Source organism: Streptomyces sp. NPDC057697, from assembly GCF_042799335.1.
GTDB lineage: Bacteria > Actinomycetota > Actinomycetes > Streptomycetales > Streptomycetaceae > Streptomyces.
This window is the reverse complement of the sequence record NZ_JBHVJA010000006.1, coordinates 307331-320925: the sequence shown is the minus strand read 5'-3', so window position 1 is coordinate 320925 and position 13595 is coordinate 307331. Positions and strand designations below refer to the sequence as shown.

The window sequence follows — 13595 nt, the reverse complement described above, 5'->3', positions numbered from 1 at the left end:
TCGCGCCGGTATTTCCCCCGAATCCGCGCCATCACCCGGGAGGCACGCATCATGGGCGACAGGACACACGCACACACCGGCGCCGCCGGCAGGGCAGCGACGGCCGACCGGCCCTCATCCGTACGGAATGTGGTGCTGGTCGGCCACAGCGGCTCGGGAAAGACCACGCTCGTCGAGGCCCTCGCACAGACCGCGGGCGCGGTCAACCGGGCGGGCCGGGTCGAGGACGGCGCCACCGTCTCCGACTACGACGAGATCGAGCACCGCCAGCAGCGTTCCGTACAGCTCTCGCTGGTCCCCGTCGAGTGGGACGGGTGCCGGATCAACCTGCTGGACACCCCCGGGTACGCCGATTTCGTCGGGGAGCTCAGGGCCGGGCTGCGGGCGGCGGACGCGGCCCTGTTCGTGGTGTCCGCGGCCCAGGAGGCCGACGCGGTGGCGGGGACGACCCGGGCCGTGTGGGAGGAGTGCGCGGCGGTCGGCATGCCGCGCGCCATCGTCGTCACCCACCTGGACACGGCACGCACCTCCTTCGACGGGATGACCCGGATCTGCGGCGAGATCTTCGGCGGCGACGACCCCGACGCCGTGCTCCCTCTCTACCTCCCCGTCCACGGTCCCGAGGGCGCGGACGGCCATGCCCCGCTCACCGGGCTCACCGGGCTCCTCACCGAGCGGGTCTTCGACTACTCCTCGGGCGAGCGGCGGGAGAACCCTCCCCCGGAGGACCGGCGGGCGGCGCTGACGGAGGCCCGTGGACGGCTCATCGAGGGGATCATCGCCGAGAGCGAGGACGAGACCCTGATGGACCGCTACCTCGGCGGGGCCGAGGTCGACGTCGGGACGCTCGTCGACGATCTGGAGCGCGCCGTCGCCCGGGGCACCTTCCACCCGGTTCTCGCCGCGGCCCCGGCCGCCGCCGGTGCCCGCCAGGGCATCGGGACCGTCGAGCTCCTGGACCTGGTCACCCGCGGTTTCCCGACCCCGCTGGAGCGCCCGCTCCCGGGCGTCACCGGTCTGCACGGGGCGCCGCCGCCGGAGCTGACCTGCGATCCGGACGGACCGCTGGCCGCCGAGGTGGTCAAGACCGCCTCCGACCCGTACGTCGGCAGGGTCTCGCTGGTACGGGTCTTCTCCGGCACCCTGCGTTCCGACGAGACCGTCCATGTCTCCGGCCACGGCCTCGCCGACCACGGCCGGGAGGCGCCCTTCCACGAGACCGAGGCGCGCGTCGGCGCGCTCTCCTCCCCCTTCGGCAAGCAGCAGCGCCCGCTGGCCGCCTGTATCGCGGGAGATCTGGCCTGTGTGGCCAAGCTGGGCGGCGCCGAGACCGGGGACACCCTCTCCGATCCGGAGCGGCCGCTCCTGATGGACCCCTGGGACGCTCCGGACCCGCTGCTCCCGCTCGCCGTCGAGGCGCACAGCAAGGCGGACGAGGACAAGCTCTCCCAGGGGCTCTCCCGGCTGGTCGCCGAGGACCCGACCATGCGCCTCGAACAGAACCAGGACACCCACCAGGTGGTTCTGTGGTGTCTCGGCGAGGCCCACCAGGACGTGGCACTGGACCGGCTGCGCAGCCGCTACGGCGTCCAGGTGGACGCCGTCCCGCACAAGGTGCCGCTCCGCGAGACCTTCGCCGCGCCGTCGAGCGGGCGCGGTCGGCATGTGAAGCAGTCCGGCGGCCACGGCCAGTACGCGATCTGCGAGATCGACGTGGAGCCGCTGCCCGCGGGCTCGGGCATCGAGTTCGTCGACAAGGTGGTGGGCGGAGCGGTGCCCCGCCAGTTCGTGCCGTCCGTCGAGAAGGGCGTGCGCGCCCAGGCCGCCCGCGGGGTCGCGGCCGGGCACCCGCTCGTGGACGTACGCGTCACCCTGCGGGACGGCAAGTCGCACTCGGTGGACTCCTCCGACGCCGCGTTCCAGACCGCGGGCGCGCTGGCCCTGCGGGAAGCCGCCGCGGAGACCCGCATCCAGTTGCTCGAACCCGTCGCCGAGGTCCGGGTCCTGGTTCCCGACGACTATGTCGGGCCGGTGATGAGCGATCTGTCCGGGCGGCGCGGCAGAGTGATCGGAACCGAACAGTCCGGCCCCGGCCGGACCCTCGTACGGGCCGAGGTACCCGAGCTGGAGATCGGCAGATACGCGGTCGACCTGCGCTCCCTCTCCCATGGCGCCGGCCGCTTCGACCGGGCGTACGCCCGGCACGAAGCCATGCCCCCACAGCTCGCCGAACGCCTCGGGGAGCAGCGGGAGAACGATCCGAACAACGCGTGATCAGCCATGTCGCCCGTCTTTGTCCACAGGGGCGGACGGCGCGGCGGTCCGGGCGATACGCTTTGGTCCCAGCTCAGAAGGTGTGCCGGGCACGGCAGTTGGGAAACAGCCGCAGGAGCAGTTCCTCGGCGCCGAGTGGGGGCGACAGTGGCCAGCGACGGATTCGATTTCTCTCCCGGAGCACAGATCCCGCTCCAGGGATCCGGCGGACAGGCGGTGGCGACCAACGCCCTCGCCTCCGCCGCGTACCGGGACAGCCCGGTGGAGAAGATCCTTGACGCCAACAGCGAGTGGCACAAGTCCGAAGTCAAGGTGGGCCGTTCCAAGCTCTTCAAGTCCGACTACTTCAAGCCGAATCTCGGCGAGGCGTACTCCCGCGCCGTCCAGGAGCGCATGCTGGGCGGCGCCCGCGCGGCGCTCATCCAGTCCTTCGGGACCGATCCGCAGACCGTCGTCGAGCACTGCCTGTCCGCGACCCGGCTCCGCAAGAGCCGCGACACCAAACTCACCGCCGTCACGGCGCTGTTCGGCTTCCTCTTCCTGCCCGGCATGCTGCTGTGGTTCCTCGCGTTCCGGCTGCGCGACCTCCTCGGCAGGACGAAGGACAAGGCGCTCTCCACGCTGGGCAGCGCCCTGCTCCCGATCATCGGCATCGTGGCGCTGATCTTCCTGGTCAAGCTGCCGCTCAACGGGTTCCTGGCGCTCTACGCCCGTCTGATGATCATCGCTCCGGTCGTCGGCTGGCTCATCGCCAAGCGGATCGCCGAGGCCTCCGCGAAGGACATGCGCGCCCGCTGGGAGGGGCTGCTCTCCGGCGGCGGGGTCATCGCCAAGATCCCGGAGGCCGTGCCGAAGAACCCCAGCGAGACCTCCCGCGAGGCCCTGCGCCAGGGCCTGGAGAAGCTCTCCGCCGAGCAGCAGTCCAACTCGGTCTTCTACGCGGGCCCCAAGGGGATCCTCGGCATGGGCACCCGGTGGGGAAGCTGGCAGCTGGCCGAGGAGCTGGTCTCCAAGGAGCCCGGCAAGGAGTTCCACCAGTTCCGCAGCTGGGACCTGATAAGGGCCATCCACGACCAGCTCAAGATGCTGGAGCGCGGCCCGCTGAACACCGGGGGGTTCCCCACCCCGTCGGTCACCCACTGGATCGTCTCCCCCGTCGGGGAGAACGCCGGCTCGGTCTCCCGCCCCGACGGCGAGGACGTCGCCACCTTCCAGGTCAAGCCGCACGAGATACAGCGCATCTGCAACCACCAGCAGTTCGGCAGCGGTGACCGGCACTATCTGGGGGTCCAGTTCACCCTCTGGGAAGGCCAGTTGATCATCACCATGATGATCACGGTCACGGTGCTCCACGAGACCCTGCGCATCGAGGTCACCGGGTACGCGCTCGGCCCGGTCCACTCGCTCTTCACCAGCAAGCCCGCGGCCAAGACCAAGACGGTCAACAAGACCGTCCGGTTCTGGGAGACCCGCGACATCACGCTGCCGCTGGTGGAGTCCAGCGAGGTCGTCCGCCTCGCCCTGCGCGCCCCCTTCACCTGGTACCCACCGCTGCTGGACTACCTGGGCGGCAAGATCGCCCTGCCCGAGCCCTTCGGTCTGCGCCATGCCTGGGCCGAGAAGCCGTGGCGCCACCGCTTCATGGCGGACGACGCGATGCGCGCCGCGACGCCCGTTCTGCGCGTCGTCCACAGCGCCGCCCTGCGCGTCCTCCAGGAGAACGGCGTCGACGTCGAGCGCTTCGACAACCGCTCGATGGTCCTCAGCGGCATGGTGCAGGACCCGTCCCCGCGCAAGGCCGACCTGTACGACGCGTAGCCCCGCGTCCGGAGACGCGAAGGCCGCCCCGGTGCGGAGCACGAGCCGGGGCGGCCCAGGCAGAGGCGGAGGCCGGGATCAGTCGACCGGCCAGGCGTCGGCCAGCATCTTCCGCGTGTCGGCGAGGAGTTGCGGCAGCACCTTCGTGTGCCCGACCACCGGCATGAAGTTGGTGTCGCCGCCCCAGCGCGGCACCAGGTGCTGGTGCAGATGGGCGGCGATCCCGGCCCCCGCCACCGCGCCCTGGTTCATCCCGATGTTGAATCCGTGCGCCCCGGACGCCGCCCGCAGGGCCACCATCGCCCGCTTGGTGAAATCGGCCAGCTCCATGGTCTCCGGGCCGTCCAGCTCCGTGTAGTCGGCGACGTGCCGGTACGGCACCACCATGAGGTGGCCGCCGTTGTACGGATACAGATTCAGCACGGCGTAGACATGGCTGCCACGCGCGACGACGAGCCCGTCCTCGTCCGAATTCGACGGGATCCCGCAGAACGGACAGCCGTCGCCGGCCTCCGGGCCGGTCGGCTTGTTCTCACCCTGGATGTACGCCATCCGGTGGGGCGTCCACAGGCGCTGGAACGCGTCGGGCGTCCCCACTCCGATCTGCTGCTCCGGCTCACTCGTCATGGCGATCAGCATATTGCTTCACTCCCGGGGTGCGTGTCGCCGGGGCCGCCCCCGATGACGTACGGGGATGCTGAGGCGATGAGCGCCCCCTCCGCCGACTCCGCCCCGCTCCGCTTCCGGCGCTGGGAGCAGCGCACGGAAGTGCCGCTCTTCGGGGCCTCCCTCCTCTTCCTGCTCGGCTACGCGGTCCGGGTGCTCGCCCCCCGGGACGCCGAGCCCTGGCGGGACATCGCCCTCGCGCTGGTCCTCGCCACCTGGCTGGTCTTCGCCGCGGACTACGCCGTACGGCTCCGGCTCAGCGGCCTCGGCCACCGCTTCGTACGGGTGCACTGGCTGGACACGCTGGTGCTGCTGCTTCCGCTGCTGCGCCCGCTGCGCCTGATCCGGGTCTACACCGCGGTCCAGCAGCGCCGGGCCCAGCCGCGGCTCAGCCTGTACGCCCGGGTGATCTCCTACGCCGGCGCGACCGCCGTGCTGCTCGGCTTCTCCGCCGCGCTCGCCGTCTACCACCAGGAGCACAGGGTCCCGGACGCCACGATCCGTACCTTCGGCGACGCGGTGTGGTGGGCGTGCGCGACGCTCACCACGGTGGGGTACGGGGACGCCGTGCCGGTCACGCCGGGCGGCCGGGTCGTCGCCGCCGGGCTGATGGCCTGCGGGCTGGGGCTGCTGGGGGCGGTGACGGGTTCGTTCTCGTCGTGGCTGTTGCAGGTCTTCACCCGGGAGGACGAGAAGAGGCCCCCGGAGGGCGGGTAGCTCTCCGGGGGCCTCTGTCGCGAGCGTCAGACCTGGACGCGGTCCTCGACGGCCTTCTGGATCTTGGCGATGGCGTCCTCGACCGGGATGCCGTTCTCCTGCGATCCGTCGCGGTAGCGGAAGGAGACGGCACCGTTGGCCATGTCCTCGTCGCCCGCGATGATCATGAAGGGGACCTTGGCCTTCTGCTGGTTCCGGATCTTCTTCTGCATCCGGTCGGAGGAGGCGTCCACCTCGACCCGCAGCCCCTTCTTCCGGGCCTCGGCCGCGAACTCCTGGAGGTACGGGACGTGCGTGTCGCCGATCGGGATGCCGACGGCCTGGACCGGGGCCAGCCACACCGGGAAGGCACCCGCGTAGTGCTCCAGGAGCACCGCGAAGAAGCGCTCGATGGAGCCGAACAGGGCGCGGTGGATCATGACCGGACGCTGCTTGGTGCCGTCCGGGCCGGTGTACTCCAGGTCGAAGCGCTCCGGCAGGTTGAAGTCGAGCTGCACGGTCGACATCTGCCAGGTGCGGCCGATGGCGTCCTTGCACTGCACCGAGATCTTCGGGCCGTAGAACGCGGCGCCGCCCGGGTCCGGGACCAGCGGCAGGCCCTGCTTCTCGGCGACCTGGCGCAGGGTCTCGGTCGCCTCTTCCCAGATCTCGTCGGAGCCGACGAACTTCTCCGGGTCCTTGGTGGAGAGCTCCAGGTAGAAGTCGGTCAGACCGTAGTCGCGGAGCAGGTTCAGGACGAAGGTGAGCGTCCGGTCCAGCTCCTCGGCCATCTGCTCCTTGGTGCAGTAGATGTGCGCGTCGTCCTGCGTGAAGCCGCGCGAGCGGGTGAGGCCGTGCACCACGCCGGACTTCTCGTACCGGTACACCGTGCCGAACTCGAAGAGGCGCAGCGGCAGTTCGCGGTAGGAGCGGCCGCGCGCGTCGAAGATCAGGTTGTGCATCGGGCAGTTCATCGGCTTGAGGTAGTAGTCCACCCCGTCGTCGAGCTGCATGGGCGGGTACATGCCGTCGGCGTACCAGTCCAGGTGGCCGGACTTCTCGAAGAGCTTGCCCTTGGTGGCGTGCGGGGAGTAGACGAACTCGTAGCCCTCCTCCTCGTGGCGCCGGCGCGAGTAGTCCTCCATGGCCCGGCGGATGATGCCGCCCTTGGGGTGGAAGACCGCGAGACCGGGACCGATCTCGTCCGGGAACGAGAAGAGGTCCAGCTCGTTGCCGAGCTTGCGGTGGTCGCGCTTGGCGGCCTCCTCCAGGAACTCCAGGTGCGCCTTCAGCTCGTCCTTGGTGGGCCACGCGGTGCCGTAGATGCGCTGGAGCATCGGGTTCTTCTCGCTGCCCCGCCAGTACGCCGCGGCGTTGCGCATCAGCTTGAACGCCGGGATGAACCGGGTGGTCGGCAGGTGCGGACCCCGGCAGAGGTCCTTCCAGCACAGGTCGCCGGTCTTCGGGTCGAGGTTGTCGTAGATGGTCAGCTCGCCGCCGCCCACCTCGACGTCCGCGCCGTCGTCCGTGGACGCGGCGCCCTTGATGCCGATGAGCTCCAGCTTGTACGGCTCGTCGGCCAGCTCCTCGCGGGCGGACTCGTCCGTCACGACCCGGCGGGAGAACTTCTGGCCCCGCTTCTGGATCTCCTGCATCTTCTTCTCGATGGCCTTGAGGTCCTCGGGGGTGAACGGCTTCTCGACGTCGAAGTCGTAGTAGAAGCCGTCCTTGACCGGCGGGCCGATGCCCAGCTTGGCCTCGGGGAAGAGCTGCTGCACGGCCTGCGCCATCACGTGCGCGGTGGAGTGCCGCAGGATGTTCAGGCCGTCCTCGGAGGAGATCTCGACGGGCTCGACGACCTCGCCGTCGGCCACGACGTACGCGAGGTCCTTCAGCTCACCGGCGACCCGGGCGGCGACGACGGTGCGCTCGCCGGGGAAGAGCTCGGCCGCCGTAGTGCCCGTCGTCACCACGCGCTCTTCCCGCTCGGAATCGCGTTGGATGGTCACACGGACGTCTGACACCGGTCTCTCCTGACTCAGGGGGCGCACCCGCATTCCTCCAGCGCGTGCCAGGGGAATCGTACCGAGCCGACGGCCCCCCGTGCGAAAGGGCCGGGTCCCGGGGCCCGCGCCCCGCTACTCGCCGGTGCACGCCTCCTCGAATTGGTCGACGTTCTCCTGGAGGGACTTCATCAGCCGGTCCCGCTCGGCGTCGTCGACCTGAACGGGCACGACGTGCGAGGTCCGGGTCAGCCGCCGGAAGCCGCCGCGGCTCTCCAGCCTGCCCTCCACCCGGATCGGCAGCCCCACCAGATGGGCGTGGCCGGCGATCCGGTACGCCTCCTCGTCCAGCTCCAGCCGCACGTGCGGCACCTCGGCACCGGCCAGCACCCGCAGCCGTACGATCCCGGCGCCGCGCGGGGCCGAGCGGCGCATCCGGACGACGGCCCCGGTGATCCGTACCGTCACGGCCGGCTCGTCCCGGAGGTAGCGGGCGCCCGCACGGCGCAGTGCGGGCAGGTCGCCCGGCGAGAACTCCACCGGGTCGGGCCGGTCGGGGCAGCCCTCGGGGGTCCCGGCGGCCGGCGCCCACTCCAGCGCGATCCGCGCCCCCTCCGAGCCCTGGACGAGGGCCACGACGGCCTCGGTCAGTTCCCGGCTGACCCCCGCCCCCACGGCCGTGTCGAAGGCGTCGAAGCCACCGGTGGCCCGCTGGTAGTCCACGGCCTCGCGGGTGGCGTGCAGGGCCTGGTAGAGCCGTACGGCGACGGCGCGGCCGGATGCGACCGGCACGAACGCGGTGAGCTCGCGCCCGCCGGGAGCGGGGCCGACGAGCATGCCGTCGAGCGCCGCACGGGCCCTGCGCCGGTGGCGGGCGCCGTGGTACCCGGTGTTCGCGCGTACGGCGAGGGCTCCGGCCAGCAGTATCTGCCGGGCGGCGGTGTGCAGCCGCTCCGCCCCGGTCCAGCCCGCAGCGCCCGCGGGTTCCTCGGGGACCTCGCGGCGCCAGCGGATCTCGTCGCTGGGGACCGCGAGGGAGACCAGGACCTCGCGGGCGGAGGGCGCCGCGCTGCGGGCGAGCGCGGTCAGCGCCTCGCCGAGCAGGTCCTCGCTGTCGGGGAAGGCGGTGGTGTCGGGGACCAGGAGGCTCGTCGCGCCCCCGGGCGGGGCCGGTGGACCCGGCGGGGTCCAGCGGCTGTAGCGCCCGGCCGCCCCGCCTCGGCGCTGCCAGCCGTGCCGGGCGAGCAGGGCGCCGAGGACCGCGGGGTCGACGCGGGCGGGGTCGGGTGTCCCGCCGGGCGGAGGGGAGGCGTCGGGCCGCTGCCCGGTGGACTCGGCGGGGTGCGGGCGGCCGGCGGGCGGGACCGCCCCGTCCCCGTGTGCGTCGTATGCCTCCGGCGGACGGTGCATCAGGGCCTCCCTCCCGCCCCTACGCGGGTCATGATCCCGCAGAGCGCCCGGTCGTCGAAGATGCGCGAGGTCGGGATCCGCACGGTGGTCCGGTGCCGGCCGGTCACCGCGTGGCCGGCCAGGTTGGTCCAGTAGCAGCAGTGCCGCAGGTCGAGCCGGTCGTGTCCGGCGCGCAGCCAGTCGTCCTGGCTGCGCGGCACGATCATCACGACGAGGATCTTGTGCACGGACACGGGGGTCCGGGCGAGCTTCACGAGATGGGCGTTGTCGAGCGTGAAGGCGAAGGTCGGTCCGGGCGGGCGGGGCGGGATCTGGTAGGTGCACTTGAGCTGCACCTTGATGGTCACCTCGTCGTCCACGGCGTGGCCGGGGGCTCCGTGGCTGACGTGCCAGTCGATGCCGTTGTCGGGGAAGGGCTGCGACAGGGAGCACCCCGCCGCGGCCGCGACCGCGTGCAGATAGCCCACCTGGAGCGTCTCCATGCAGGCGGTGGTTGCGAGTGTGCCGCGCAGCGGTTCGGTCCGCTGGGACAGCAGCCCGCTCGGTTCGGGCTGCGCGAGCGCCATGGCTGGGTGTGCCTTCCGGGCCGTGCCGATCGGATCTCCGGTGCGGGTGACGGACAACTTCCGTTCCCCACACCTGTGTTGTCACCGCACCGGACGGCCCGCAAACGGCGTATCAGGCAAAGGGCGCGGGTATCACCGAACCGGGCAGGGGAATCACACCATCTGCCGTTCGGGCACGAGGAGTTCGGGGATGACGCACTGGTACGAAGGGCCGCTGGCCGCATTTGACACCGAGACAACAGGAGTCGACGTCGAGGGGGACCGGATCGTGTCGGCCGCCCTGGTCGTCCAGGACACGGCGGGCGGGCGGCTGCGCGTCACCCGCTGGCTGGTGAATCCGGGGATACCGGTGCCCGTGGGGGCCACCGAGATCCACGGCCTGACCGACGACCACCTCCAGCGCAACGGGCGCTGGCCGGCACCGGTGGTGGAGGAGATAGGCCGTGCGCTGGCCGAGCAGTGCTCGGCCGGGCGGCCGCTGGTCGTGATGAACGCGCCGTTCGACCTGACGCTGCTGGACCGCGAGCTGAAGCGCCACCGCGCGTCCTCGCTCGCGGCGTATCTGGAGAACTCCCCGCTGTGCGTGCTGGATCCACGGGTGCTCGACAAGCACCTGGACCGCTACCGCAAGGGCCGGCGGACCCTCACCGACCTCTGCGAGCTCTACGGCGTGGTACTCGACGGCGCCCATGACGCGGCGGCCGACGCGGCGGCCTCGCTGGAGTTGGTCCGCGCGGTGGGGCGGCGCTTCTCGTCCCGTCTGGAACGGCTGACACCGGCGGAGCTGCACACCCTCCAGGCCGTGTGGCACGCGGCGCAGGCGCGCGGGCTCCAGGCGTGGTTCGCGAAGAACGGGACGGCGGAGACGGTGGATCCGGCCTGGCCGCTGCGCCCGGTGCTTCCCGCCGCGGCGTGAGCGGGTGTCCCACCGCCTCCTCGGGCACTCCGGACACGCGAAAGCCGGCCCGTCGATTCTGCTGACGGACCGGCCTCTCCCGGGTGGGCGATACTGGGTTCGAACCAGTGACCTCTTCGGTGTGAACGAAGCGCTCTCCCACTGAGCTAATCGCCCGGGAACGGGTTGAACCATACAGGGCTCGGCGGGTCCGGTTCAAACCGCTGCCAGCCGGGCCGCGAGACCCCGCCGCCCGGCACGCATCATCAGGGCGTGATTGGCCCGGAACACCGGGCGCCCTGGCACCGCCAGCAGCCGCATCAGCGGTCTGCGTACGTCGACCTCCTGCTCGTAGACCACCCGGCTGCCGCCGCCGTGCGCGGTGACCGTCCACCGGATCCAGCCGTCGAGGTCGCCGCTGAGCGTCGCCTCGATGATCCCGGCCCCGGGATCGCGGCGGCGTTCGCGGACCGTCATCACGAGGTCGTACGGGAGGAAGGAGCGGATCCGGGTGGTGCCGGTGGTGTCGTTGACCAGGGCCGCCTCGCGGACCTGCGGCCACCATCGCGGGTAGTCCTCGGCGCGTTCGAGGATCCCGTACACGGCGCCGGGCGGGGCGGGCAGCTCCCAGATACTCACGAATCGGTAGTGGCTCCAGTCCATGGATCCAGTCTGCGCGTACTCAGCCGGGGAACTGAGTATCCGAGCGCATGTCCGATCCCGTGGCCCGCACCACACTCACGTCCATGGAACATGTGCCGCCGCCCGCCGAGGAATTGGCGCTGCTCGATCGCGAACTGGCCCGGCTGGACGCCCGCCGGTCCCAGCTGCTGGTCCGCCGCGCCTGGCTGCTGAGCGTGCTGACGCCGCCCGCGCCGCCCTTCGCCGCCCCGGCCGGGCCGCCCGCCCCGTTCGCGCCGCCTTCCGGGCCGCCCGCCGCGCGAGCCGGAGCACCCGGCGCGCAGAACGTGCTGCTCACCCTGGGCGGACTGCTGCTGACGGTCGCGGCGCTCGCGTTCACCCTGCTCAGCTGGGGTCACCTCGGGATCGCCGGCCGTTCGGCGGTGCTCGGCGTGGTGACGCTCGCCGCGCTCGCGGCGCCCGCGGTGCTGCTGCGTCGCGGTCTGTCCGCGACGGCCGAGTCGCTCGGCGCCCTGGCGTCCGTGCTGATGGTCCTGGACGCCTACGCGCTGCACCGGGTGGCGTTCCCGGAGGCCGACGGCCTCGGTTTCGCGGCGGCCGCCTCGGCGGTGCTGGCGGTGGTGTGGGGCGGATACGGGCTGCTGCTCGGACGCCTGCGGCTGCCGTTGCCCCTGGCGGTGGCGAGTGCCCAGCTGCCGCTGCTGCTGTGGGCGTGGTCGGCGGGGGCCGGGGCCACCGCGTTCGGCTGGGCGCTGCTGCTGACGGCCGCGCTGGACTGCGCGATCGCGGTGGGGGGCCGGGGCGCGCCGGTCCGGCTGACCGCCTGTGTCGGCTGCTGGACGACGGGCCTGCTGGGGCTGCTGGTGGCCCTGACGCAGTCCATGTCCGCCGGGACGGCGTCGGGGGCGGTGGCACCGGCCGCGCTGCTGCTCGCGGGTGCGGCGGTCGCGCTGTCCGGGGCGTGGCGCGCGCCCGCGGGTCTCGCGGTGGCGGGCGGTGCGCTGGCCGGGCTGTGCGGGGTGGCCGCGGTGGGCGGCGTGCTGCGCGCCGGGACGGCCTGGGGCTGGTCGGTGCCGGTGTATCTGCTGTGCGGTGCGGTGCTGCTGGTGACGGTGCGCGCGCCGCTGCCGCGCCCGGTCGGGCGGGGGCTGCTGTGGGCCTCCTCGGCGGTGACAGCGGCCGCGGTGCTCTTCTCGGCGCCGCCGGTCGGCATGTCGCTGATGGGCACCGTGTCGCGGGCGGCCCGCGTCTGGTCCGGCGCTCCCGACGGTGGTGTCCGGGGCGCCCTGGGGACGGCGGACGTGGCCTGGTCCCACCTGGCCGGGGCCCCGGTCGGACTGCTGATGGCGGCCGCCCTGCTGGGGCTCGCGCACCGGTGGTGGGACCGGCTGGTGCGGGTGGCCGGGCCGGTGTTCTCGCCCGGTCCGGCCTGGCGGGGCGCGGCGGGGGCCGCCGCCTCGGCGCTCTGCTGGGCGGGGCTCACCACACTGCCCGCGGTGCTGGGTCTGTCGTACGCGGCCGCGGTGTCGGTGCAGTCGGCGCTGGTCGCCGGGGCGTTCGCGGCGGCGGTCGCGGGCCTGCGTCGCGGTGCGCACGCCGTGGGGACCAGCGCGCTGGTCTGCGGGCTGGCCGGTGCGGTGAGCACGGGGTTCCTCTCGCTCGCCACACGGACGGCGACGTACGCGGTGTTCACGGTGGTGCTGGTGGTGCTCGGGGCGACGGCGGTGCTGCTCGACGGCGCTCTCGCGCGGGCCGTGCGGGCGCTGCCGGACACCCGGGCGGAACGTGCGGCACGGGCTCTGCGGATCGCCCAGGCGGTACCGGCGTGCGGGGCCGTGGTGTGCGCGACGGTGCTCGCCCGCGCGGCCGGGGCCTCACTGGGGCTCGACGGCTACCGGGCTGCCCCGGTCCTGCTGGCCGTCCCCGCGGTGACGGCCCTGCTCGGGGCCCGGCTGCGGGACCACCCCGCCGCGCCACCCGTCGAGCTGACCGGGGCCGTGGCGGCCGCGGCGGCGGTGCTCGTGGCGCTGCCGGACCGGCCGTTCCTGGCTCTGGTGCTGGCGCTGAGCGGGGTGCTGGCGGCGGGCACGGCCGTACGGGCCGAACGACGGCCGATGGCCGGGTACCTGGCGGTGGCGCTCTTCGTCCTGGCGACCTGGGTGCGGCTCTCGGCCTCGGGGGTGTCGGCCCCGGAGGCGTACACGCTGCCCGTGACCGTGCCCGCGCTGGCGATCGGTGTGCTGCGCCGGCGCCGCGACCCGGAGGCGTCCTCGTGGACGGCGTACGGGGCGGGCCTCGCGGCGACGCTGGTGCCGAGCCTCTTCGCCGCCTGGGCCGATCCGCACTGGGCGCGGCCGCTGCTGCTCGGTGTGGCGGCACTGGCGCTCACCCTGGCCGGCGCCCGGCTGCGGCTGCAGGCGCTGCTGCTGCTCGGCGGAGCGGTGCTGGGCCTGGACGCCGTGCACGAGCTGGCGCCGTACGTGGTCCAGGTCGTCGGCGCGCTCCCGCGCTGGCTGCCGCCCGCCCTGGCCGGAGTGCTGCTGCTGGTGGTCGGCGCGACGTACGAACAGCGGCTGCGCGACGCGCGGCGGCTGAAGGAGACCGTGGGCCGGATGCGCTGACGGT

10 protein-coding genes and 1 tRNA gene are annotated in these 13595 nt (G+C 72.8%); 5 read left to right on the top strand and 6 right to left on the bottom strand.

What is annotated here, in order from left to right; translation table 11 throughout:
- The first annotated feature begins 51 nt into the window (after positions 1-51).
- Both ACFVFH_RS18950 and ACFVFH_RS18945 read left to right on the top strand, forming a co-directional pair.
- Positions 52-2274 carry an elongation factor G-like protein EF-G2 gene (locus ACFVFH_RS18950; protein WP_383769734.1) on the top strand — a complete coding sequence of 741 codons (2223 nt, stop codon included), beginning with the start codon at positions 52-54 and terminating at the stop codon, positions 2272-2274.
- Between the two features lie 147 nt (positions 2275-2421).
- Positions 2422-4092, top strand: coding sequence for a hypothetical protein (locus tag ACFVFH_RS18945; protein ID WP_383769731.1), 1671 nt, complete (start codon positions 2422-2424; stop codon positions 4090-4092).
- Between the two features lie 78 nt (positions 4093-4170).
- On the opposite strand, the gene ACFVFH_RS18940 is transcribed toward ACFVFH_RS18945, so the two are convergent.
- Complete coding sequence (locus ACFVFH_RS18940; RefSeq protein WP_383769728.1) at positions 4171-4731, bottom strand: HIT family protein; 561 nt, start codon at positions 4729-4731, stop codon at positions 4171-4173.
- A gap of 66 nt (positions 4732-4797) precedes the next feature.
- On the opposite strand from ACFVFH_RS18940, the gene ACFVFH_RS18935 reads away from it, so the two are divergent.
- Positions 4798-5475: an ion channel gene (locus ACFVFH_RS18935; RefSeq protein WP_383769725.1), complete on the top strand. Its 678-nt coding sequence runs from the start codon at positions 4798-4800 to the stop codon at positions 5473-5475.
- Positions 5476-5501: 26 nt separating this feature from the next.
- Here ACFVFH_RS18935 and thrS read toward each other — a convergent pair whose 3' ends face one another.
- The 3 genes from thrS to ACFVFH_RS18920 all read right to left on the bottom strand — a co-directional run bounded on the left by thrS (position 5502) and on the right by ACFVFH_RS18920 (position 9433).
- The gene (gene thrS / locus ACFVFH_RS18930) at positions 5502-7478 is read right to left on the bottom strand and encodes a threonine--tRNA ligase (protein ID WP_383769721.1); all 1977 of its coding nucleotides are present in this window, start codon (positions 7476-7478) and stop codon (positions 5502-5504) included.
- Between the two features lie 114 nt (positions 7479-7592).
- Entirely contained in the window at positions 7593-8867 is a 1275-nt protein-coding gene (locus ACFVFH_RS18925) for a hypothetical protein (RefSeq protein ID WP_383769718.1), read from the bottom strand.
- Positions 8867-9433 (bottom strand): DUF4365 domain-containing protein, encoded by a 567-nt coding sequence (locus ACFVFH_RS18920; RefSeq protein WP_383769716.1) that lies wholly within the window; start codon positions 9431-9433, stop codon positions 8867-8869. The genes ACFVFH_RS18925 and ACFVFH_RS18920 overlap by 1 nt, the downstream gene beginning before the upstream one ends.
- A gap of 190 nt (positions 9434-9623) precedes the next feature.
- Between ACFVFH_RS18920 and ACFVFH_RS18915 the strand changes: the two genes are divergently transcribed.
- Entirely contained in the window at positions 9624-10349 is a 726-nt protein-coding gene (locus ACFVFH_RS18915) for a 3'-5' exonuclease (RefSeq protein ID WP_383769713.1), read from the top strand.
- An 84-nt stretch (positions 10350-10433) separates the two neighbouring features.
- Here ACFVFH_RS18915 and ACFVFH_RS18910 read toward each other — a convergent pair.
- Both ACFVFH_RS18910 and ACFVFH_RS18905 read right to left on the bottom strand, forming a co-directional pair.
- A tRNA-Val gene (locus ACFVFH_RS18910) sits at positions 10434-10505 on the bottom strand.
- A 39-nt stretch (positions 10506-10544) separates the two neighbouring features.
- Positions 10545-10991 carry an SRPBCC family protein gene (locus tag ACFVFH_RS18905; RefSeq protein ID WP_383769711.1) on the bottom strand — a complete coding sequence of 149 codons (447 nt, stop codon included), beginning with the start codon at positions 10989-10991 and terminating at the stop codon, positions 10545-10547.
- 83 nt (positions 10992-11074) lie between these two features.
- Between ACFVFH_RS18905 and ACFVFH_RS18900 the strand changes: the two genes are divergently transcribed.
- Positions 11075-13591 carry an SCO7613 C-terminal domain-containing membrane protein gene (locus tag ACFVFH_RS18900; protein ID WP_383769708.1) on the top strand — a complete coding sequence of 839 codons (2517 nt, stop codon included), beginning with the start codon at positions 11075-11077 and terminating at the stop codon, positions 13589-13591.
- The last annotated feature ends 4 nt before the right edge of the window (positions 13592-13595 follow it).